Consider the following 21,349-nt stretch of genomic DNA (forward strand, 5'->3'; position numbering starts at 1 on the left):
GAGCCTCGAAGGCCGAGGCTATCCGACCCATGGCGGTTCGCCAACAGCGAACCGGCTTAGATAAGTTGCGTGTCCACGAGATGTCGAACGCTCGTCGACCCGATCACGCGCTGTCGCCACAGCGCCGAGCGTGATTCCGCACACCGAGCACGCGGAGCCGCGTTGTACGTCAGAGGCCGAGCACTTCTGCGCGCGCCTCGAGGCAGGCGCGCGATCCCACACGAAATTGCCTGCATACGCTCGGTCGATCGCGGTGCATCGCACACCCCACGCGCTCTCCCAGCTCGCCTTCCAGGGCCACACAGCGCACGCCCGGAGCGCGGCGAAATGGAAGTTCGTGCATCCCGTGGGTTTGGGGGGGAGGCGCGTCGTGCGAGTCGCCATCCACGACCGTGGACAACTCATCGTCCACCACCAGCAGCGCAAAGTGCCGTGGGAGGCGACGTCGCTCGTCAGGGGGGACGTGCACGTAGGTCGTCCAGTCCCCGCGGGGAGCGCAGCATGCCCCGCAGCGAGTGCAGTCGAGCTCGAAGCTGGTCAGTGACACGACGCCGCCTAGCTTAATGCTGCCGGCGGCGCTTTTGTCCTTGCGAACGGGCAGCACCGGACTAGAAATTGAGCATGCTCAAAATTGAGCGCGCTCAAGATTGATGAAAACGGCAGAAAAAGCGCCCTCCCTGCGGGAACAGAAGAAGCAAGCAAAGCTCGCCGCTATCGAGGAGGCGGCGCGCAGCTTGTTTCGTAGCCAGGGCTACGCGGGCACCACCACCCGCGAGATAGCCGAGCGCGCGCGCATCGGCGTGGGCACCCTGTTCGTCTACTTTCCCGAGAAGACGGACCTGTTGTTCTACGTCTTTTCCCAGGAGCTAGAGCGGGTCGCGAGTCGTGCCCTAGACAGTATCCCCGAGGAACTGGAGCTGGTGGACGCCTTGCTCCACGTGTTCCGGCAGATCTTCGCCTTCTATGATGAAGATCACGAACTCTCGCGCACGTTCCTCAAGGAGTACCAGTTCGGTACCGGGCGCGTGCGGGACGACTTCAACGAAGTGACCTTCGGTATCGTCGCGCGCATGGGCGCGCTGGTGCGCGATGCACGGGCGCGAGGCGCGTCGCTCCGGCCGCTGGACGACTTCCAAGCTGGCTATCAGTTCTTTGCGCTGTACGCCTTTGCCCTCCAGCTCTGGCTCGGCCGAGCGATGCCGGATCGTGAGACTGCGCTGTTGCAGCTGCGCCTCAGTCTCGACCTCGCAGTGGACGGCATGCGCGCCTGAGTTTTCGATTGCTGCTCGGCGCTCCCGAGCTGTCTTCAAAAAGGAGTAGCCTGTGAAAGAGGTAAAAATCGACGCACTGGCCCGCGGTTTCAAAGACCGCACCCTGGTGACCGCGCGCATGGCCTCGAAGCTCGGCGTCCGCTACGTGAAGCGGAGCCTGGGGGCCGGAGGGCCCGCGGCGGCGACGCCAAAGCAGCTCGAGGTAGCGCGCAAGCTGGTGCGGGATATGAGCTCGATGAAGGGCCTGATCATGAAGTTTGGGCAGATGGCGAGCTACATGCCAGGCGCGCTGCCTCCTGACGCACAGCGTATCCTTGCGGAACTTCAAGCTGAGAGCACGGCGCTGAAGTTCGAACGGGTCAAGGAGCTGGTCGAGACAGAGTTCGGTTGCGCTTTGGACGAAGCGTTCGATGACTTTGAGCGAGAGCCGTTTGCCGCAGCCTCCATCGGGCAAGTGCACCGGGCCTCGCACGCTGGGCAAGCCGTCGCCGTGAAGGTGCAGTACCCGGAGATCGAAGAGGCGCTGAAGAGCGATCTGAAGACGGTCGGCTTCGCGACGACGCTCTCCACCTTGGGCATGCCGATCGACGGGAGGGCGCTGCTGAGCGAGCTCGCCGAGCGGCTGATGGAGGAGTGTGACTACCAGAACGAGGCGGAAAACCAGCGCTTCTTTTCGCGCTTGCTCGCGGGTTACACCAATGTGCACGTGCCGGAAGTGGTCGCGGAACGCACCACCACGCGCGTGCTGACCACCCACCTGGTCGACGGGCAACGCTTCTATCCCTTTTGCGACAGCGCTCCTCAGGAGCTGAAAGATCGCGCCGCAGAGGCGATCTTCCGCGTGTCCTTCGATTGCATCTTTCGGCACGCGACCTATAACGCCGACCCTCATCCAGGGAACTACCTGTTCGGGTCAGATGGGCAGGTGACGTTCCTGGACTACGGCTGCGTTCGCCGCTTCGATCCGCACATGATTGCCGCGTGGAAGCGAGTGGCGCTGAGCGTGTTGGACGACCGGCGAGCGGACTTCGAGCGTTACTTTCCCGACCTTGGGATGGTGCCCAAGCCGAAGCGCTTCGACTGGGATCACCAGTGGGCGGTCATGCGCTACCTCTACACCCCGTTCATGCAGCGCGCGCCCCACTTCACCTACACTCACGAGTACGTGCAGCAGAGCTACGCGCTCTTGTTGTTCGACAACCCGAACAAGCTGAAGACCGCGATGCCTCCCGAGTGGTTGTTTCTCAATCGACTGCAGTGGGGGCTCAACTCCGTGCTCGCGTATCTGGATGCTACTGGCCCTTGGCCTGACATCTGGCGCGCGGCGGTCGAGTCGCCCACGCCCGGCGCCTGAGCTTCGCGCTCGTTCGTAGCTAGCGCCACAGCAGCACCACCACGTGCTATCTACGCGCGGTGACTGCTGCCGACCGCCAGAGCCGAGGAGTGCTGGCGGTGTTGTTGGCCGCCACGGGTTTCAGTTGGGGCTTCGTGCTTGCCAAAGCCATCGGCATGCCAGCGCCCACCATCGCGGCCTGGCGCATGGCGCTCGGGGGCAGTGCTCTTGCTCTGGTGGCGCTGGGTCGCCGCATCCCATGGCCGAAGCAATGGACTGGCGTGTTGCTCGCCGGGCTGTGCTTCGGTTTTCACCAGCTGCTCTACATCAGCGCGACCCAGCGCACGAACATCGCCATCGTTGCCTTGGTGTCTGCGCTGCAGCCCGTCGTCGTCGCGGCGGTGTCTCGACGCGCAGTGGGGGAGGTCGTGCCGCGCAAGGTGCTGGGCTTCAGCGTGCTGGCCGTGCTCGGTGTCACGGTCGTGGTGCTGAGCAGCCTCAAGTCTCAAGAGCATGACTACTTTGGCGACTTGCTGTCGCTCCTCAATCTATTCGCGGTGAGCGCATACTTGCTGTTTGGCAAGCGCGCGCGCCTCGAGGGCGCTCACACGCTCACACTGACCGCTTCGGTGTTCTTCATCGGGTTCTGCATTGCGCTGCCGTTCGCCTTGAGCGCGCCGGTGTCTGCGCCGGGAGCGTCCAAGCAGTGGCTGCTCTTGGCGATCCTCGCGTTTGGTCCTGGCAACGGCCACTTGCTCGTCAACTGGGCGCACGGTCGGGTGAGCGCGGCGCTTGTGGCCATCGTGCTCACCGCGGTGCCGCTCCTGGCGAGCGTGTGGGCTGCGCTGGTGCTCGGGGAGAGCTACGGCGCAGGTCACGTCGTCGGGAGCTTGGTGGTGGTCCTGGCGGTAGAAGGCGCGCGCCGTGCGGAAGCGAGCGCCGCGCGGCTCGCGCAATGACTAGCGCTCGGCTCGTTGGCTCTTGTCAGCGTCGGGGCCCCGCGTGAGGCGCTCGCGTAGGTCCGCGAGCTTGGACTTGCGGAGGCTCAGGTGCTTTGAGTCGCCGTGCACGCCAAGCTGGTCCAGCAGCGGCTGGTAGTCGAAGAAGCTGGCTGAGGCGAGCGCGGGCTCAGCGAGTGACCACAGGGAGACCTTGAGTTCCTTTTCCACGCGGCGAATCAACTCTTCGGCGGTGTAGAGTTCGGCTTTCTCGCGGCCGTATCTCCCAAGCGCCTGCATCACCTCGTCCAGGCTCTTGCCCGCCTTGGCGAGCTCCAGCTCCCAGCTGAGGGCGATCGCCGCGCCAGACCAGTAGACCCGCCAGTAGCTGCGATGCTCGTGCATCAGCTCGCTCTCCCGCTGGAGCGGCAGCTCGCCGGCCACGCGGCTCCCGCGCTCGAAGCCATCGACCAGCTCCCACCACACTTGTTTGTCGTTGAGCGCGCCGGCGCGGCCCCGCAGGATCGCGGTGTAGTAGGTGGTGACGCCCTCGCTGAACCACGCATCCTCCATGCGAACGTAAGGCATCAACAGGTGGAACAGCTCGTGGGTCGCGGCCCAGTCCTCACCGATGCTGCCTTCGGTTGCGCTGCGCGCGGCCCAGATCAGGCTCGAGCGACCGCCGCCGTGGAACGCGAAGCCGAAGGAATCCCCGCGGCTAGGCTCCGGCGCCAAGACCACGAGCGCTGCCAAGGGTGGATCCCCGCGGAATGGAATGCTGGCCGCTTTTGCCGACGCGGTGAGCCAAGCCAAATAAGGCGCTGGCGCTTCGTCACCCAGGCTCGCTACCTCGAGGTCGAACTCCCCTGCTCGGAGCCGCTGGGTCTGCAGGCTGCCAACGGCGCCGACGGACTTCCAGCGGTGAGCATCGAGCGGAACCAAGTAGTGTCCGTCCCGCTGCTGCCAGGGAAAGCTCGCAGTGGTTCCGGGAGGCAATGAGAAGCTGAGCGGGAGCTCTGTGACTTGCTCCGCGTGCCAGAGCCAGTAGTCGGCGCAGAGCAGCCAGTCCTCGCCGTACTGCCGGGTACGGTTCGGGGCACCGATGCCGCGCAGCTTGTCTAGCGCGATGCTGTAGTCGACGCAGTCTCCCTTGCCGAGTCCGTCAGGTAAGGCGAAGCCGCTACCATCGCGTTCGAGGCCCGAGACCTTTCCGGCGTGGGAGAGCTGCATGCTCTCCACTAGTCGCTCCGGGGCCGCGTCGTGAGGCAGCATGTGCCGTCCCGGCGCTGCGCTGAAGCACAAACGTACGTCGATCGATGATTGCCTCAGGGAAACGAAGTAGCCCGGCTCTGCGCTGACGGCGGCTCGAGGAACCTGCGTGGCGCTGGCTGCGACGGTGCTGGGCGCAGCCTGGGGAGGCGCGGCGCGATCGCAGCTGACCTCACCCCCAAGAATCGCGAAGGCGAGCAGGGCCTCAAGGCATCGCGAGCAAGAACTCCTTGGAGCCCCAAGTCTCGCCTTTGATCCCTGGTTGTGCGTCGTTGCCACCTTGTCCGCCTGGGCCGCCGTTGCCCGACGTGCCGCGATCGATGATGACACCGTCGCCTTCGGTGACAACCGCCTTGCCGATCAACGCGATGGCGATGGACACGCCACCGTTGCCGCCAGCACCCCCGCCGCCAGCGCCACCCTTGCCGCCGTTGCCGCCCGCCGCCCCGCCCGCCGAGCTGTAGTTGATCGCTCCACACTTCTGGGAGCCGCCGTCTTCGCCTCCCGCGCCCATGGCGCCAGTCGCGCCGATCGCCCCGTCTCCGCCTTTGCCACCATTGCCGGCAAGCCCACCGGACACGTAGCTGCCCTCGAGCTTCAAGTTGGAGTCGATCAGCACGATGCCGAACGCGCCACCACCGACGCCTCCGGGCGCGCCGCCGTCTCCGCCGCAACCGCCGTCGCCGCCTTTGCCTCCGGGTCCGCCGAGCAGCGTGCCGCAGCCAAAGCACGCGCGGAAGCGCTTGGTCCCACCAGCGCCGCCGCCGCCACCACCGGTGCCGTGCTTGCCACGCTCGCCAGCGCTGCCCAAGGTGCCCTGCCAGATGCCGAGATCGGTGAAGGCTCCCAGGGCGTCCATAGAAATTCCACCTGGCAATCCGTTGGCCCCGTCGCCACCGTCCTTGCCCGTGGTGCCGCCGCTCACGCCGTCGCTGCCTGTGAGCGGACAGGCGCTGGGGCAGTTGTCCGACCCATCGGGTCCGCCTTCACCGCCGCTGGTCGGGTCGCCATCGGCATCTCCGGGCTCTCCGGGACCAGAGCTACAGTCAGCCACGACGCCGCCGGTGCCACCGAGCGCGCTGCAGGCGACGACCTCACCTTGCGCGCCGTCGGCTCCTGCGGCTGCCTTTCCGCCCTCCACCCGTGCATCGACGATGTTCAGGGCGTCACCGGAGGCGTGGACCCACACCGCGTAGCTGCTGGATCCATCCGTCAACTCGCTCAAGTCTGCGCCGCGCACGGTCAGGGATTCGAGGCTGGTGTCCTTGGTCAGACCCTCGGCGATGATCGTCTTGGCCTCCGTGGAGGTGATCACCACGGGGTTGGCTGCGGTGTCCTGGCCCTTGAAGCCGGCGCCGTAGCCGCCCTTGATGTGAACGCCATCTGCGAGGGTCACCTGCTCTTCGTAGGTGCCTTTCATCACGTGGATGTCGCAGGGCTTCGTGCCACAGCCGACGGCGCGCTGAATGCCCTCGTTGATGGTCTGCACCGCTGAGTCGGGTGTCTTGCCGTCAGCATTGTCATTTCCGAGCGGAGATACATGGATGACCTGGGCGCCGCCGATCTCACCGCCTTGGCCGCCTGAGCCGGAGCTACCCGAGGTCCCTCCGACGCCGCCGGTACCCCCGTCGCCTCCACTGCCAACGCTTTGCTCGATTGCTCCGCCGTCGGCGCAAGCAGCGGACAGCGCCGCGCCCTGAGCAAGCACAGCCAACGACACCAGCCACGTTGCAAGTCCACCCGTTCGCACTCGCGCCTCCATCCGGCGGAAGTCCCCGCCAAGCGTCAGGGCGATTGCTCCCTGACTGAAACTGCGGTTCTTCGACGCAGTTCAGGTAGAACATGTTCTACTGGGATGCAAGAACGCGCGAAAATCTCGCGGAATCTGACTCCATAACCGCCTCAGGAACGCTGACTTTCGTGTCAGCGCCCTAGAGCCAGTTGGCGTCGGCGCGCATGAAGTCCTGCCCGTTGCCGCCGCCATGGAGGCGTTGGATCGCGATGGACTTCGCACCGGCGGCCTCGAGCAACGCTTCCGAGCCACCCAGGATTTCCGTCCACAGGTTAGCGTCGAAACCGCGGCAGCCGCTCCACTCGACCAAGCCGTAGCCTTTGCGCGATTCGCTCACCTGGACCTTACCGGTGTCGTAGTAGTTGCCGAACATTCTCGGGCTCACGCTGAGCACGGTGTGGGGCGCCAAGAGGCCCATGAACATCTTGTGCACGCTGCTCAGATCAGCCGCTGTCGACTCTCGACCCAGTGCCCAGATGAGCTCTGGGCCTTCACCCGTGACTTGGCGAACGGCGCGCATCAGCTGACCGTGCCACGCCAGGGGATACCACGTGCTTGCGAGGATCCCTCCAAGCCGCAGCAGCTCACCGAGCTCTTGTGATTCTGCCGACGCCACCAAGCGCTCGATGACTTGCTCGGCTACTTCGGGACCTCGCAAGGTGCCCAGCGCCTGGAACACCGAGCGCGTCGAAAGACCTTTGATCTGAGGCACTGCTGCCATGAAGTTCGTTTCTTCAGCGTCGCTCCCGTTGGCGATGCGCGGCTCTCTGGGTGCTCGGACCCGAAAGGTGGAGAGGATGCTAGCGGAATCGCGCGCCGATGGGCTCACAGGTTTGCCCGAACGGTACCTACGGTCTCTGAAGTCGCCAGCTAGAGGGGCCAAGCGAGCTGGTGACTGCGTCGTCCCTGTGCGTATCCTCCCCGACAAATGGCCTTCTATCTCAAGCCTCGCGGCAAGCTCTTGGGGCACATCAGTCGCGTTCATACCTGGCTCTACCGCAAGACTGGCGGTCGAGTCGGGCATGGTTTGATCGGGCTCAGGATCTTGCTGCTCGGTAGTGTTGGCCGAAAATCTGGTGCGTTGCGCGTGGCGCCTCTGCCGTACTTCAAGGTGAACGACTACCTGGTGGTGATCGCTTCCAACGCCGCTCAAGTGAAGCACCCAGCCTGGTACCACAACGTGAAGGCCAACCCACTGGTTCAGGTTCAGGTTGGGCGCGAGCAGTATCAGGCACGGGCCCGCACGCTAGCGGGTGAGGAACGCACCCGCGTCTGGCGCCTCGTCACAGCGAAAGAGCCGCGCTACGCGCACTATCAAGAGCTGGTGGAGCGCCAGATCCCAGTAGTTGCCTTGGAACGTGAGCAAGCGTGAAGTCACGCTCCCGTGGGGAAATAAAGCGCGAAGTGCGCGTTGGTCATCTCTGGAGTGGTGAGGCGCTGGCTGTCGACGCGGTCGTTGACTTTACGTTGGATCACGCTTCGGACCTGCTGGTGACAATCGATGCCCCACTTTGGCCCGATCCACCGCCTGCCTTCCCACCTGGTCGCGTCCCCGAGCTCTGGCGCTACAGCGTAGCCGAGCTGTTCATTTGGGGGGGAGAGGAGCGCTATCTAGAGCTGGAGGTCGGCCCGTTTGGGCACTGGTGGCTGCTCGAGCTTCTCACCTGGCGCGAGCGTTGCCGTGAGGATTTACCGTGTGACGTCACCGTGGAGCGCGGGAGTTCGCGCTGGCGCGCTGAGGTTCGAATCGCTGAAGCGCTGCTGCCTCCACGGCCCTGGCGCCTCGGCGCTTGCGCTATTTGGGGCGGTCCTGATGGGCGGTCGTATGCCATGAGCCATCCCAGCCGGGGCGCTGCTCCGAATTTTCATCAGGCTTCGGCGTTTGCCCCAGCGTGGTGAGTGGCACTCGGGCTTCGGACCCTCGGCTACTTGGGCCTCGTGCGAAGCTTGGCTTTGAAGAGCCCCACGCGAACCGGCTCTGAGCCCATGGGCAGGTGCTGGAGACTGGCGACCGACGGGAAGGTGTGCTCCTCGATCGGTGTGAGCTCGAAGTCGCTCTCCACCTTCCTGCAAAGCGCCCTGCCCTCGTCGGTGGAGCACACCGAGCTGCGGTAGTAGTAGAGTTCCGGTGCTGGCGCGATGCTTCCCGTCTCATCGGTGATGCGGACGCCCTCGATTTTCGTGTCGTCGTAGAAGGGCATGAGCATCACGCGACGTCCAGCGCGGGAAACGTAGGCGACGTAGGACCCCACGGGTAGCTCGCGCTTCCAGATATTTGCCGCGCGGATTTCAAGTGCGTCGGTGGCTAGGGTGAGGTAGTTGGCTCGGTACTCCCACCCTGCACCCAAGGTCACACCGACGGCGCAAGCGCACCCTACGCTACGTGCCAGTGACCCCAACTGAGCAAGCCAGCACGCAAACGTACCGAGCAGCGCGGGGAGGTAGAGCCAGTACATTGCGTGAGCGATGCGTGGGGCCGCACCTGGAATTGGGTGGCTGGCGGACAACAAGCCCAGCACGAGGCAGAAAGCGAACGCCGGCAACACCGCCCGCCGCCGTCTGCCCAGCACCGCCAAGGCCGGGAACGCACTCAGTGTCAGCAGAAGGCGAGTCCAACTGAACGCGCTCCGGGGTAGCCACTTTTGCCCGATTTCCCCAGCTAGCACCCGCAGCATCTCCAGAGCGGAGGTGCCCAGTACCAGCACCGCGATCGCGCCACAGAGCATTGCTGTGCGGAATAGTCGTCGGCGCAACGGGCCGGGTATTGAGAGGGGCACGAATGCGAGGCAAGCAAGTGCAGACCATCCGACGGGATGTACCCGCGCGGCTTGAGCAATCAACGTCGCCGCGGCCAGAGTTCCGGTGATGAAGAGCCAGCGTCGCCGAGGCGCGTGGAGTTCGTGCTCTGGTTGGACCGCCAGCACCATTGCCAGGCAAGCGAGCATGGCGAGTCCGGGGAGCGTTGCGTAGTAGGACTCGCTGCCTGCCAGGCGCGCCCCCAAAGGATGCACTGCCAGGCTACCAATGAGCGCCCAGGTGGGGACGCGACCAAGGCCAACCGAGCGAGCGATGGCGAAGGCCGCTGGGAGCATCAGCGCGAATAGCGTTGCGCTGATCAAGTAGACCGCGAGTTCGGGATCGACACGCGCTGCGAGCCAGCCAGTCATCTCGGCGTACCCGGGCCCGTAGACTTGAGGGGTGCTGGGACTATCCAAAGCGAATAACACCCACAGGGGCCCCTGGCCGTTTTGGTGGAACATCGCGGGCGGAACCAACCACCAGCGTATGCCAAAAACGGCGATGGCAAACCCGCATACCGCGAGGCTCTCCTTGAAGAGATGTTTCCTTGCGGAAGTTGGCGTGAGGCTTACTCTGAGTCCCAGGGCTACCGCCAGCAGCAATAACCCGGCAAGCAGCAGGCGAGGGCTCTTCCCCTTCGGCTCCTCGGTGTCGGCCACTGGGAACGGTGGTGGCCCCGCGTGTTCGACGCACGCGAGCATCGCGTCTAGTGTGTCGCGCTGTGGCGTGGGCTGGGCGTTCCAGTCGGGGAACTCGCCGATCGGTTGGACGCCGGTATCTCCGACGCGGCGGAACGACTGTTCGCTCGCGGGCTTCAACTCGACGGGTAGCTTGGTCTTTCCTCGAATCCGCGCGGTACCGACAATTACGCCATCCGGGCACGCCTGAACTTCGAAGCGGAAGTCTTCGCTGTCGCAGCGCTTCGCCCATGCCTCCTGCTCTGGGCAGCCGGCCCAAGCGCTCGTGGTCATGCCCAGAAGGACGCCGACAACACTCAGAAACGCGAGACTCAGGGCGCTCAGGGTGCGTCGGATTTGGCGCTCAGAGCGTTGCGTCAATGCTCCCTTGGCCCTGAAGCATGCCGCGCAGCGGATGGAGTGCGCGGCGCCGAGGGAGTGAAAGGGGGGCATCTGTTCAGCTTGGGTGGCTGGTTCGCCCCGCGGCCTCGCGGGGCGAGAGCTACGGGATTTCCGCGGGATCATGCACTAGGCGGGGGTGGTTGGGGAGTGAACCGCAGCAAACGGTACCGCGATCTCGCAGCTTGGCTTGACTCTGCGGCGCTGGCGGTGAATCAGAATGTGTTCCCTGACAGTGGGGAACCCCTGGCGCTTGTGCCAGTGGAGTTGCTGGGCGCTCTATCAACGGTTCTGGAATTTGGAGCCCAGCAAGACAGAGAGAGAGATGGCAAAGAAACTGTTTGTTGGCGGTCTGTCCTGGTCCACGGACGAGGCGAGTTTGCGTAGCGCGTTCGAGCGCTTTGGTGAGGTTCAAGAGGCAGTGGTCGTTAGCGACCGCGAGACGGGACGTTCACGTGGCTTCGGCTTCGTGACGTTCGTGGATGACGCCTGTGGTGACACGGCGATCCAAGAGATGAATGACACTGTGCTCGACGGACGCACCGTGGCCGTCAACGAGGCTCGTGAGCGTGCTCCCCGCGGTGGCGGTGGTGGCTTCGGCGGTGGCGGCGGCGGCTACGGCGGCGGCGGCGGCCGTGGTGGTCGTAGCGGCGGCGGCGGTGGCGGCGGCTACGGCGGCGGCGGCGGCGGTGGCGGCGGCTACGGTGGTGGCGGCGGCGGTCGCGGCGGTCGTGGTGGTGGTCGCGGCGGTGGCCGTGGACGCAGCCGTGATGACGGCGGCGGACGCGACTGGTGATCGGAAGCCAACAGTAACCAAGTGGAAAGGCGGCCTTCGGCCGCCTTTCTGCGTTTTGTGGTCCGTCATGCCGCGCGCGCTACGACGGAGAGCGCGCTAAGGCCGCGCGCTGACGGCGCCGCGCGAGCGGTTGGCGGCGACGATCAGCGGGATTAGAGCCGCCATCGCGATCCAAATTCCCTGCGGTAATGACTCATGCAGCAGCCAACTTGCTAGCGCCATGCTGAACAGTGGTTGAAGTAGTTGCAGCTGACTTGCGCGCGCGATGCCAGCACCCGCGAGGCCGGCGTACCAGACGACGAACGCCAGGAACATGCTCACCACGCTCACGTAGCCGAACCCGAGCCATGCGGAGAGCGGCACCGATTCGAGATCGGGTAGCCCCGCCCGCGCCACCACCGCACACAGAGGCAGCCAGGCAATGACGAGCGCCCACGCGATCACCCGGAAGCCTCCGAGCTCTCGCGAGAGCCGAGCGCCCTCAGCATAGCCATAGGCGCAGACCAAAGCGCCAAGCAGGAGCCAAGCATCGGCGGCGCTGAGCCGCCCTTCGCCACTGTGAAGGCAGAACCCCAAGACCACCAACGTCGCGCTTCCGCTCGCAGCCCAGAAGCGGACAGAGACGCGTTCGCCGGCGCGCAGCACCGCCCACCCAGCCGTCAGTAGCGGCGTCAGCCCAACGACCAGCGCTGCGTGAGAAGCCGGAACCCGCTCGAGCGCATACGCGCTGAGCAACGGAAACCCGACCACGACTCCGAGCGCGACCTGCACCAGCCCAAGGGATTGCCGCAGGCTCGGTAGCGGTGAGCGCTTCCAGCTCAGCACGAGGAGCGCGAGCAGGCCGGCCACGCAGGCCCGACCGAGGCCGACCGTTACCGCACCGAGGTAGGGAACAGCCGCACGGGTGGCCGGAAGGCTCCCGCTGAACCCCACTACGCCGAGAAAAGTCCAGAGTAGCGCTCCTCGAGGGGAGCCGGTAACGTTACTGTGTGAGTTCACGTGGGAAGATAACAGATCGCGCTCGCGACGCCAGTGAGGACGCGCAACTCAGCGCACCAGCGCGCGTCGAGCAGCTGCTCCGAGCGCGCTGTGCAGCAGGACGAGCGGGCCAACGGCTACCCAGCGTGCGGGAGTTGATGCGTGAACTCGGCGCTAGTCCGGTGACCATCTCCCGTGCGTTGAAGCAACTCGAACTCGAGGGACTGCTCCAGGCGCAGCCCGGCGCAGGTACTTTCATTGCCGCGAAGAAACGCGAGCGACCCAGCCTCGATTTCGCTTGGCAGTCGCTGGTGCTGGGGGCTGCCCCGCCGGCGGCTGCCCTGCACGCGTTGGTGAGCGAGGTGGCACCTGGCAGCATCCAGCTGGCGAGTGGATACGCCGACGCGAGCTTGATCCCGGTGAAGGAACTCTCGCGTGCGGCGCGAAGCGCGCTGAACACTGGCAGTGGTTGGGACCGCGCGCCGCTCTCGGGTCTGCCTGAGCTGAGAAGCTGGTTCGCTCTCCGCGTGGGCGCGGACTACGCCGCTGACGATGTGCTCATCGTGCAGGGTGGGCAGGCAGCGATCCATAGCGTGTTCCGTGCGGTAACTAGGCCTGCAGGGGGCCTGCTGGTAGAGAGCCCGACGTATGTCGGCGCGATTGAAGTCGCGCGGGCGCTGGGTGTAGAGCTGGTGCCTGTGCCATGCGATGAGCACGGCGTCGTGCCGGAGTTTCTCGAGCGCGCCTTCGAGCAGAGCCGCGCGTCGGCCTTCTATTGCCAGCCGCTACATCAGAACCCGACCGGGAGCGTGCTGCTTCGGGAGCGAAGAGCCGAGGTGCTCGACATCGCCCGGCGGCACTCCGCGTTCGTGATCGAAGACGACTACGCGCGTGGCCTCTCCTTCGAGCCGGCGCCGCCCACGCTTGCGAGCGAAGCGCCAGGTCAGGTGATCTACATTCGCTCTCTCACCAAGTGTACGGCGCCGAGCCTCAGAGTGGCGGCGATCTGCGGAAAGGGGCCGGTGCTGGAGCGGGTGGCGACGGCGCGTGTGCTGGAGGACTTCTTCGTGCCGCGGCTCCTACAAGAGACCGCGCTTGGCTTGGTGAGTAGCTCGGGATTCGAGCGGCACCTGGCGCGCCTTGGGCGGGTGCTCGAGGACCGCATGACGGTGCTCCAGACGGAGCTCGCCGCGCGCCTGCCGAGCTGGCGCACCGTGGTGCAGCCCCGGGGCGGTTTCAACCTGTGGCTCGAGCTGCCTGGGGGAACGTCGGCAGTGGAACTCGGCAGGCGCGCGGCGAGCGTTGGTGTACGTCTGAATCCCGGCGCAAGTTGGTTCCCCGCGGAGCCAATCTCCGAGTATGTGCGCTTGAGTGTGGCCGCAGCGACCGTGCCGGAGATCCGCCTGGGCGTGGAGCGCCTGGCACTGGCCAACGTGTCCTGACTAGCGACTCGGCGGGCGAGGTGTGGTGCAGGATACGGCTAGACTAACCCCCAAAAATGCCGCACGACGAGCCCAAAGCCTAGGCTGGCTCCGTTCAAGAGCAAGGAGGTGGCGAGCGCGCGCTCGAGCCCGAGGCCTTTGACGCCGAAGAAGTAGACGCCTGTCTCCACCACCACGGCGAACAGCTCCGCGAGGATCATCGCCGGGAGGTAGTCGAGGCCGATGAACGGAAAGAAGAACCACACGAACGGGTGGGTCAAACCACTGGCCAAGAACAGCAGCGCCAGGCGCATCCAGACGCTTGGGCGCGTGGCCGCTGGGGTGCTGAAGCCCAGCACGAATACACCGAGGCCGATTTCGATGAGCCAGGTGAAACACAGAGCCTTGACCCACGCCGTGATGTAGACCGCGTCGATGATCGCTAGCATGAATTCGAATGTTGCCGTGCGGATTCGCGACTGGGGAGCACGCCTCGGCGCAAGAGAAAGACCCATAGCGCGAGCTCCAAATAGGCGTGAAAGCCCGCGACGCTCAGATAGACCGAGCGCGCCCCGTCAGCGTTCAAGGTGGCACCGAGGATCAGCGCTAGAGTAGCCAGGCAAAGCAATCCAAGCGCAAAGGCGCCGAAGTCGCTCAGCCAGCTCCTGAGGGTCATGCGGAAGGTGAGGCTACCTTGAGCGCGCGTGTCGCTCTGAGGGATGCAGTAGAGCCACAACGTGTAGTGCATCGACTGCAGAGCCGCGTAGCATAGCGTGAGCCCCAAGCTCCAGCGTGCGGACTCGAAGGGCGCGAGCCAGCGTGCGGTCTCCAGCACATCGAAGCTCCAGAGCCGGAGCACACCGTAGCGCAGGGTCAGGCTCTGTGCCGGCAGCCACAGCAACGTCAAGACGCTGAGCGCGCAGAGCAAAGTCGGCAAGATCACCCAGCGCCGCCCTCGGCCCTGGCTGGCGCCGGCGGCGAACAACTGCACCCAGAGCAGCAGCGCGATCAAATTGTGTGCGTGTGCGAGAAAGAGCCGGCTCTCGTAAGGCCAGACTTGACTGATTACCGCGAGGAAAATTACCAGGCCCCCCAGGGCAATGGCGCTTCGCTCCCCGCGGTCGTGGTGGTGCGACCCTTGGCTCGACGAAGCGTCCGAGCTGTTCCGGGGGCGCGCTTCGCCACCTGCCCACCATGCGATGAACAGCCACAGGCTCGCGATGCCGAGCTCTGCTCGGCCGCCCCAACCAGAGAACACGCGCAGGCTCTCCAGCCCGCGTAGGGCAATCAGACTGGCGCAGGCCACGAGCACCACGAGCAAAAATCCGCGAGGCAACGCACGCCGCAACACCAGGTGGCGCACGTCGCTCGCGAGGTGCGGCACGCCGAGCACCAGCGGCCCCACCAACAACAGCCACGCCGGGGCCAACACACTCAGCGCGAGCGCGCCCAGGATCCCGCAGCTCGCGATCAGCGCGAGCCGGCGCTCCCGCTGCACCAGGAGCGGCCCGAGGAAGCTCTTCGCCAAGCGGCTGAAGAGCTGTCCGCGCACGCGGTCGACCCACCACACATCGCGGGCCCGCGGCAACGCGGCGTCGCGAGCGGAGAGCGAGTCAGTGAGGTCGAGGCTGGGCACGCTTCGACGATCGGGCCCATTGCCGCGCTTGACGTCAAGGCGTTGACGCTACGGCAGCAGAAGTTCCCACTCAAAACCCATTCAAGGCTCGTTGACAAGTGACCGTATTGGTCAGTGTCCGCGCAAGGATGGCGCGAGGTGATTCAGACCGAGGTTCCCCAATGAGCAAGAAGTTCTCTCCCCAAGCTGCCTCGAGCCCGCCCTCTCAGGCGAGCTTTCGCCTCTCTGAGCCGCCGTCGTTCCGTTGGTTCCGCGACCTGCCCGGCATGCAACGCCCAGCGAGCGTGCCGCCAGAGGCTGACGCCGAGGAACGCAGGCGCCTGCAAGCGAAAGTGAACAGCCTGGAGGAGCAAATCGCGAACCTCCAGCGCCAGCACCTGGCCGCCATCGAGGCGCTCGAGGTCGACTACGAGCGGCGCTTGGAGGACCGCACGCGTCACGCCGCGCTGCAGTTGCAGCGCCTGCAGTCTGAGCAACGGGAATTCACTCAGGCCTACCAAGAGCTGGACCTCTACGCGGCGCGACTCGAGGCAGACCGAGTTGGAGCACGCCACGCCCAAGCCCAGCTGATCGGGGAGCGCGACCGCGCGCGGCGCGACGTGGACGAGCTGCGTCAACTGGTCGAGCAGTACGAAATCGAGCGCGTCGCTCGCGCACGCAACCCGTTCAGTGAGGTGCCCGGCGCCCAAGACGGCGAGTACCCCGAGAGCGCGATCCATCGCGTCAGCAGCGTGCGCCAAGTGCTTCGCGCCACTCCGTCGATGAGCGAAGAGCTGGAGCCAGGAGTCCAGACCAGCGTGGCGACCCGCCGCGTCGGTTGAGATCGTCGCCTCACCAGTAGCCGAAACCACACACCGACCTGACTCGAGCCGCGAGCTGCGCTAGCCCTCGCGGCTTCATGCTTTCCGGTTCCGTCGCTCTCGTGATTGCCCTGTTGAGCAGCCTTGGCTGGGCTGCATTCGACGCATCACGTAAGGGGCTGGTGCGCCACGCCAGCCCAGCGAGCTTGGTGGTGATGTTCGGCGCCGGGCAGCTGCCTTGCTTTCTGCTGGGCATGGGGATCTGGGGCGCGCCGACGTTGGACCTGGGCTACTTGCGCCCTGGCTTGACCTGCCTTGCAGCGAACGTTGCGGCCAATCTGATGTTTTTTCATGCGGTAAAGGTCTCTCCCATCAGTCGCACGGTGCCGCTGCTCGCGCTGACGCCGGTCTTCGCCGCGCTGATCGGCTACCTGCTGCTTGATGAGCATCCGTCGCCGCGCCAGTGGTTCGGCATCGCCCTGATCGTGCTCGGTGCCTGGACGCTGAATGCCGGCCAGGGCTTGAAGGGTTTGGTGCTCGGCGTGCTGAAGGAGCGGGGCAGCGTCTACATGGCGTTAGTCGCCGGGGCATGGGCCGTTTCGGCCACCAATGACAAGCTTGCGTTGCCCCACGCGAACGTGGCGTTTCACGCGAGCGTCCAGACGGGGGGCGTGATGCTCGTCGCGCTTTTCTGGCTACTGGTCAGCGGGCGCGCTCGGGAGCTCGGGGAGGCGCGAAAGCACTGGCCAGCGGTGGGCGCTGGTGTCGTGGTGAGCGTGGCCGCGCTCGGACTCCAATTGATCGCGATTCAGACGCTGCTCGTGAGCTTGATGGAAGCCATCAAGCGAGCGCTGGGGGTCGTGGGCTCCGTGATCAGCGGGCGACTGCTGTTCAAAGAAGCCGTCACCCGCAGCATGCTGGTGGCGTGCGCCTTGCTCAGCCTGGGGGTGTTCCTGCTGATGTGAGCAGCCGATCGATCAGCCTTGCAGGGTCGGTGTCCCAGTGGAATAGGTTCGCGTGCTCCGGCTTGACGAAGCCTTCTGTTTCCGCGTGGCGAAGCCAGTGAGCGAGGTGCTGATAGTAGTCATCGACGTCAAGGATGCCGATGGGCTTCTTGTGGATGCTGAGCTGGGCCCAGGTGGCGACCTCGAATAGTTCCTCGAAGGTGCCTAGCCCGCCTGGCAGCGCGATGAACGCATCCGCCAGGCTCGCCATCAGGGCCTTGCGCGCGTGCATGTCCAGGGTGACGTGGAGCTGGGTCATCGAAGTGTGGGCCAGCTCCCGATCTCTGAGCGCCTCCGGAATCACTCCGATGGCTTCACCACCTGCTGTCAACACGGCGTCTGCAGTGGCGCCCATGAGCCCGACGTGGCCTCCACCGTTCACCAACCCAACCCCGCGCGCGGCGAGAGCACGACCGAGCTCTGCTGCGGCGTTGGCGTAACTTGGCTTGGCACCAGCGCTCGACCCACAAAACACGCAAATTCGCTGCATCAGCGATCGGGATACTCTGGCGAGCGTCGCGTGCCAATCGCAGCGCAAAAGCCGCCAGTTACGACGCAAGTGCGGCGCGCCAGGCTATGCTTCGCGGCATGCGAAGGGTTGGTTGTTTGTTGGTGTTGGCGATGGTGTTCGGCGGCTGTAGCTCCGACGACGGGGGAGGAGGAGCCGGAGCGACTGCGGGCTCGGGCTGTCCCAATGATGGGAGCGGCTACGACTCGGACGCTCAGCGCCTCGAGTGTGAAGTGCTGACGTTGGTGAACCAGGTGCGGGCGCAAGGCGCGACCTGCGGTGGTGAAGCGATGCCAGCGGTCGGCGCGCTGACCATGAACGCGCCGTTGCGCACGGTGGCGCGCAATCACGCGATCGACATGGCGACCCACAACTACTTCAGTCACGACAGCCAGAACGGCACCACCGCCTTCGAGCGCATGACAGCGGCTGGTTATAGCTACTCCACTGCCGGAGAGAACATTGCGGCCGGCAGCAGCACGGCTCAGGGCGTGATGGACCAGTGGATGAACAGCCCAGGTCACTGCGCGAACATCATGTCTGGCAGCTACAAGGAGATCGGCATCGGCTACCGCTTCAACGAAGGCTCCGATTACGGTCACTACTGGGTTCAGGACTTCGGCTCCCCGCGGTAATGCGCAGCGCCAAGACAGCCAAGCTAACAACACTGGTAGTCGTGGCATGCCCTGAGAGCACAGGGCTCAGGGCAGCATAAATGTCCCAGTGAGACCGGGCGCGACGCCCGCAAAAGACGCCAACTCGACCCCGGACTCAGGTCCGAGCGGCCCTTCAACGGCCGGCAGCCTCTGAATTGCCGCAGCCAGCTCTGAATTACCGCGGCCACAAGGGCTGTGCCGGTTCCGCTTTACAGCAGGTAATCGGGCCTTATCCTTAACGGAGCCTCACGCTCCGCGGCGGGTTCGCACGTCACGCGAATCAGTCGCTCGGAGGCTGGGGCGAGCAGGAACAGATCCTGCTCCTTACAGGTTACGCCTTAGGTTTCCGCGCCAAATTGCGTGCATCACGCGCGCAGTCCGCGTTCTGCTGCACCCGCCTGGACAGCGGCTCCCACGGCCCGCGGCGCGCCAAACGACTAGCCTCACCCCCAAAAAACGAGGGAATCGCAAAATGAATCAGTACAACCCCTACCAATCTCCTGCGGCGCACGCGCGACCCGGTTTGGTCGAGGCGCGGGCCCAGTTCATCACCCGAACCTACGCGCACCTGTTCGGTGCGATCGCGGCGTTTACGGCGCTCGAAGTCTTCCTGTTCAAGACGGGCATCGCCTACGCCATTCTGCCGCTGTTCGCGAACTGGTGGTTGGTGCTCGGTGCCTTCGTGATCGCGAGCATGGTGGCGAGCCGCTTCGCCCTCGGCGCAAGCTCGAAGGCGGCGCAGTATTTCGGCCTCGGCGTCTACATCGTCGCGGAGGCGCTGATCTTCATCCCGCTGCTGACCTTCGCGGAGATGAAGGGGCCTGGCGTGATCTCCAGCGCTGCGTTCGTCACCATGGCTGGCTTCGGTGGTCTCACGGCCGTCGCCTTCGTCACCCGCAAGGACTTCTCGTTTCTCCGCGGATTCGTGATGTGGGGCGGCATCGTTGCCCTGTTGCTGATCGGCGCCGCCTTGCTCTTCGGGCTGAAGCTCGGCGTCTTCTTCAGTGTAGCGATGGTCGCGTTGGCTGGTGCTAGCATCCTCTACGACACCTCGAACGTCTTGCGCCACTTCCCCACGGATCGCTACGTGGGCGCCGCGCTGCGACTGTTCTCCAGTGTCGCGCTGATGTTCTATTACATCCTGAGCATCTTCATGTCCTCGCGCGACTAGGCCCATCAAAGCAGAACCGCGAAGCCCGCTGCCTTTAGAGGTGGCGGGCTTCGACGCGTCTGCGTTCGCATCGACTCGGACATTGCCTGACAGCCTCAACTGAGCGCGTCTGAGCTAGAACCAAGGCGCATGCTGTCGTTCCTGCATATCCAAGGTTTGGCGGTGATTGACGAGCTCCAGCTGGAGCTGAGCTCCGGACTCAACGTGCTCACGGGTGAAACGGGCGCGGGCAAGTCGATCATCGTGGGTGCGCTGTCCCTGCTGCGCGGTGGCAAAGGCAGCGCTCGTGCGGTGCGCGCCGAGTGCGAACGCGCGCTGATTCAGGCGCAGTTCGTGGTGCCCGAAGCTGCGCTCGTGATGCAGGTGCTCGAAGGCTTGGAGCTTCCGTGCGGCGAGGGTGAGCGGCGGGAGGTCGTGCTGGAGCGCGTGGTGCCCCGCAGTGGCCGCGGTCGCGCGCTGGTCCAGGGGCAGCTGCGGCCTCAGCCTCAGCTCGCTGAAGTTGGGGAGCGGCTGATCGACATCTGCGGCCAGCACCAGCAACACTCCCTGGCACGCCTGGGTCGGCACCTGGAGCTGCTGGACGAGCACGCGCTCACCGGCAACAGGCGCTTTGCCAAGTGCTTGGGCGCCTATCAGCAGCGCTACGCGGAGCTGCGCGGCATCGAGCGCGAGCTGGAACGCTTGCGCGAAGTGCTCGCTCAGGATCCGGCCCTGGGCGACTACCTGGAGCACCAGCTCAAGGAACTGTGCGAAGTGGATCCTCAGCCCGGGGAGTGGGAGGGGGTGAGGGAGCGCCTCGAATCATTGCGGTGCCGTGAGGAAATACTGGAGGCCGCGCGCCTGGTAGAAGCCGAACTCGAGGAGTGCGACGGCGCGGTGCTCTCGCGCTTGGGCGCCCTCGAGCGCCAGCTCCGAGCGACTGGCTCCGGGGAGCGCTTCGAGCCCGTGGTGGCGGCTCTGATCAACGCCACTGCCAGCTGCGAGGAGGCTCTGGCGCATGCGCGCGCCACATTGCGCGACGATGACGAAGGGGAAGAGTCGCTGCAACGCCTGGAAGAGCGTCAGCACCAGCTCGCGGTGCTACGGCGCAAACATGGTCCGGAGCTCTACGAGGCGCGGGAGCGTCTAGAGCAGCAAGTCGCAGAATGGCAGCAGGGAGCGGAGCGCATCGCGGAGCTCGAGTCGGCGCGGGAACGCAGCTTGGCGCAGGCCCTGGAAGTCGCTCTCGAGCTCCATCAGCTGCGCGTCGATGTGGCGGAGCGGCTGGCGCGGGCCGTCGAGGCGGAGCTCGAGTCACTCTGCATGCCCCTCGCGCGCATCGAAATCGCGGTGGAGCAGCTAGCGCCTGAGCGCATCCATGCCTTCGGTGTGGACCGTGTCGAGATCCGCGTCGCCGCGAATCCGGGTGAAGCCGCTGGTCCACTCAGCGAGGTTGCGAGCGGCGGCGAACTGTCGCGCATCCTGCTCGCTCTGCAGTCGGTGAGCAACGCGCGGGGCGGCATAGCCACCTACGTCTTCGATGAGGTGGACGCCGGTGTGGGGGGCGCAGTGGCGGACGCGATCGGTCGCCGCTTGTTGCGCGCCGCGCGTAGCGCAGAAGGCGGAGCCGCTCAGGTGTTGTGCATCACGCACCTGCCTCAGGTCGCAGCTTTCGCTGACGCGCAGTTCCGCGTGGAAAAAGTTGTGCGGGCCGGGCGCACTCGGACACGTGTCGTGCGCCTGAACGAAGAAGAGCGGGTGGAAGAGCTCGCGCGCATGTTGGGCGGGGCGGAAGTGACCGACAGCGCGCGCCACCACGCGCAGCGTCTGCTCGACGCTGCGCTCGCGCTGAAGAGCGGCAAGCGCGCTTCAACTCGTGGCAAATCCAAGGCGAAAAAGCGCCGCGCGGCCTGAGCGGATCT

Annotated in this window: 20 protein-coding genes; 12 read left to right on the plus strand and 8 right to left on the minus strand. The window is 65.4% G+C overall.

The features are described 5' to 3' along the window. Nucleotides 1–169: 169 nt before the first annotated feature. Entirely contained in the window at nt 170–547 is a 378-nt protein-coding gene (locus tag H6718_09505) for a YkgJ family cysteine cluster protein (protein ID MCB9585623.1), read from the minus strand. Between the two features lie 103 nt (nt 548–650). On the opposite strand from H6718_09505, the gene H6718_09510 reads away from it, so the two are divergent. From H6718_09510 to H6718_09520, 3 genes are read left to right on the plus strand one after another with little or no spacing between them, the layout of a single operon-like run. Beyond that, entirely contained in the window at nt 651–1,271 is a 621-nt protein-coding gene (locus H6718_09510; protein MCB9585624.1) for a TetR/AcrR family transcriptional regulator, read from the plus strand. 52 nt (nt 1,272–1,323) lie between these two features. Continuing rightward, nucleotides 1,324–2,625, plus strand: coding sequence for an AarF/ABC1/UbiB kinase family protein (locus H6718_09515; GenBank protein MCB9585625.1), 1,302 nt, complete (start codon nt 1,324–1,326; stop codon nt 2,623–2,625). 59 nt (nt 2,626–2,684) lie between these two features. Then, nucleotides 2,685–3,563, plus strand: a complete 879-nt coding sequence (locus H6718_09520) for a DMT family transporter (protein ID MCB9585626.1) — start codon at nt 2,685–2,687, stop codon at nt 3,561–3,563. Here the strand turns inward: H6718_09520 and H6718_09525 are convergent, their stop codons facing one another. Together H6718_09525 and H6718_09530 are read right to left on the minus strand one after the other, a co-directional pair. Continuing rightward, nucleotides 3,564–5,141: a hypothetical protein gene (locus H6718_09525; protein ID MCB9585627.1), complete on the minus strand. Its 1,578-nt coding sequence runs from the start codon at nt 5,139–5,141 to the stop codon at nt 3,564–3,566. A 1,601-nt stretch (nt 5,142–6,742) separates the two neighbouring features. Continuing rightward, nucleotides 6,743–7,324: a hypothetical protein gene (locus H6718_09530; protein ID MCB9585628.1), complete on the minus strand. Its 582-nt coding sequence runs from the start codon at nt 7,322–7,324 to the stop codon at nt 6,743–6,745. A gap of 207 nt (nt 7,325–7,531) precedes the next feature. On the opposite strand from H6718_09530, the gene H6718_09535 reads away from it, so the two are divergent. Further along, complete coding sequence (locus H6718_09535) at nt 7,532–7,975, plus strand: nitroreductase family deazaflavin-dependent oxidoreductase (protein MCB9585629.1); 444 nt, start codon at nt 7,532–7,534, stop codon at nt 7,973–7,975. Continuing rightward, nucleotides 7,972–8,502 (plus strand): hypothetical protein, encoded by a 531-nt coding sequence (locus H6718_09540; protein MCB9585630.1) that lies wholly within the window; start codon nt 7,972–7,974, stop codon nt 8,500–8,502. Before H6718_09535 ends, H6718_09540 begins: the two co-directional genes overlap by 4 nt. A 26-nt stretch (nt 8,503–8,528) precedes the next feature. On the opposite strand, the gene H6718_09545 is transcribed toward H6718_09540, so the two are convergent. Then, nucleotides 8,529–10,373 (minus strand): hypothetical protein, encoded by a 1,845-nt coding sequence (locus H6718_09545; protein ID MCB9585631.1) that lies wholly within the window; start codon nt 10,371–10,373, stop codon nt 8,529–8,531. 430 nt (nt 10,374–10,803) lie between these two features. Here H6718_09545 and H6718_09550 point away from each other — a divergent pair, with 430 nt between their 5' ends. Beyond that, the gene (locus H6718_09550; GenBank protein ID MCB9585632.1) at nt 10,804–11,274 is read left to right on the plus strand and encodes an RNA-binding protein; all 471 of its coding nucleotides are present in this window, start codon (nt 10,804–10,806) and stop codon (nt 11,272–11,274) included. A gap of 96 nt (nt 11,275–11,370) precedes the next feature. Here the strand turns inward: H6718_09550 and H6718_09555 are convergent, their stop codons facing one another. Next, complete coding sequence (locus tag H6718_09555) at nt 11,371–12,273, minus strand: DMT family transporter (GenBank protein ID MCB9585633.1); 903 nt, start codon at nt 12,271–12,273, stop codon at nt 11,371–11,373. Here H6718_09555 and H6718_09560 point away from each other — a divergent pair. Then, the gene (locus tag H6718_09560) at nt 12,264–13,694 is read left to right on the plus strand and encodes a PLP-dependent aminotransferase family protein (GenBank protein MCB9585634.1); all 1,431 of its coding nucleotides are present in this window, start codon (nt 12,264–12,266) and stop codon (nt 13,692–13,694) included. The genes H6718_09555 and H6718_09560 overlap by 10 nt on opposite strands. Before the next feature lie 38 nt (nt 13,695–13,732). On the opposite strand, the gene H6718_09565 is transcribed toward H6718_09560, so the two are convergent. After that, nucleotides 13,733–14,122, minus strand: a complete 390-nt coding sequence (locus tag H6718_09565; GenBank protein ID MCB9585635.1) for a hypothetical protein — start codon at nt 14,120–14,122, stop codon at nt 13,733–13,735. Next, nucleotides 14,116–15,309 (minus strand): hypothetical protein, encoded by a 1,194-nt coding sequence (locus H6718_09570; GenBank protein ID MCB9585636.1) that lies wholly within the window; start codon nt 15,307–15,309, stop codon nt 14,116–14,118. The genes H6718_09565 and H6718_09570 overlap by 7 nt, the downstream gene beginning before the upstream one ends. A 161-nt stretch (nt 15,310–15,470) precedes the next feature. Here H6718_09570 and H6718_09575 point away from each other — a divergent pair, with 161 nt between their 5' ends. Both H6718_09575 and H6718_09580 read left to right on the plus strand, forming a co-directional pair. Continuing rightward, on the plus strand, nt 15,471–16,130 hold the full coding sequence (locus tag H6718_09575) for a hypothetical protein (protein MCB9585637.1): 660 nt from the start codon (nt 15,471–15,473) through the stop codon (nt 16,128–16,130). A 77-nt stretch (nt 16,131–16,207) separates the two neighbouring features. Then, a complete protein-coding gene (locus H6718_09580; protein ID MCB9585638.1) occupies nt 16,208–17,074 on the plus strand; it encodes an EamA family transporter in 867 nt (288 codons plus the stop codon). Here the strand turns inward: H6718_09580 and H6718_09585 are convergent. Further along, nucleotides 17,046–17,603 carry a TIGR00730 family Rossman fold protein gene (locus H6718_09585; protein ID MCB9585639.1) on the minus strand — a complete coding sequence of 186 codons (558 nt, stop codon included), beginning with the start codon at nt 17,601–17,603 and terminating at the stop codon, nt 17,046–17,048. The genes H6718_09580 and H6718_09585 overlap by 29 nt on opposite strands. Before the next feature lie 86 nt (nt 17,604–17,689). On the opposite strand from H6718_09585, the gene H6718_09590 reads away from it, so the two are divergent. The 3 genes from H6718_09590 (at nt 17,690) to recN (ending at nt 21,341) form a co-directional block, all read left to right on the plus strand. Continuing rightward, nucleotides 17,690–18,256 carry a CAP domain-containing protein gene (locus H6718_09590; protein ID MCB9585640.1) on the plus strand — a complete coding sequence of 189 codons (567 nt, stop codon included), beginning with the start codon at nt 17,690–17,692 and terminating at the stop codon, nt 18,254–18,256. Between the two features lie 493 nt (nt 18,257–18,749). Beyond that, nucleotides 18,750–19,448 carry a US12 family protein gene (locus H6718_09595; GenBank protein MCB9585641.1) on the plus strand — a complete coding sequence of 233 codons (699 nt, stop codon included), beginning with the start codon at nt 18,750–18,752 and terminating at the stop codon, nt 19,446–19,448. A 129-nt stretch (nt 19,449–19,577) separates the two neighbouring features. Then, a complete protein-coding gene (recN, locus tag H6718_09600) occupies nt 19,578–21,341 on the plus strand; it encodes a DNA repair protein RecN (GenBank protein MCB9585642.1) in 1,764 nt (587 codons plus the stop codon). The last annotated feature ends 8 nt before the right edge of the window (nt 21,342–21,349 follow it).

It is taken from the genome of Polyangiaceae bacterium (assembly GCA_020633205.1).
GTDB lineage: Bacteria > Myxococcota_A > Polyangia > Polyangiales > Polyangiaceae > JAHBVY01.

Coding starts and splice junctions, on each gene's coding strand:
- H6718_09580 (MCB9585638.1), top strand. CDS start 16,208: ATGCTTTCCGGTTCCGTCGCTCTCGTGATTGCCCTGTTGAGCAGCCTT.
- H6718_09595 (MCB9585641.1), top strand. CDS start 18,750: ATGAATCAGTACAACCCCTACCAATCTCCTGCGGCGCACGCGCGACCC.
- H6718_09530 (MCB9585628.1), bottom strand. CDS start 7,324: ATGGCAGCAGTGCCTCAGATCAAAGGTCTTTCGACGCGCTCGGTGTTC.
- H6718_09565 (MCB9585635.1), bottom strand. CDS start 14,122: ATGCTAGCGATCATCGACGCGGTCTACATCACGGCGTGGGTCAAGGCT.
- H6718_09510 (MCB9585624.1), top strand. CDS start 651: ATGAAAACGGCAGAAAAAGCGCCCTCCCTGCGGGAACAGAAGAAGCAA.
- recN (MCB9585642.1), top strand. CDS start 19,578: ATGCTGTCGTTCCTGCATATCCAAGGTTTGGCGGTGATTGACGAGCTC.
- H6718_09550 (MCB9585632.1), top strand. CDS start 10,804: ATGGCAAAGAAACTGTTTGTTGGCGGTCTGTCCTGGTCCACGGACGAG.
- H6718_09545 (MCB9585631.1), bottom strand. CDS start 10,373: ATGACCACGAGCGCTTGGGCCGGCTGCCCAGAGCAGGAGGCATGGGCG.
- H6718_09575 (MCB9585637.1), top strand. CDS start 15,471: ATGAGCAAGAAGTTCTCTCCCCAAGCTGCCTCGAGCCCGCCCTCTCAG.
- H6718_09590 (MCB9585640.1), top strand. CDS start 17,690: ATGCTTCGCGGCATGCGAAGGGTTGGTTGTTTGTTGGTGTTGGCGATG.
- H6718_09535 (MCB9585629.1), top strand. CDS start 7,532: ATGGCCTTCTATCTCAAGCCTCGCGGCAAGCTCTTGGGGCACATCAGT.
- H6718_09585 (MCB9585639.1), bottom strand. CDS start 17,603: ATGCAGCGAATTTGCGTGTTTTGTGGGTCGAGCGCTGGTGCCAAGCCA.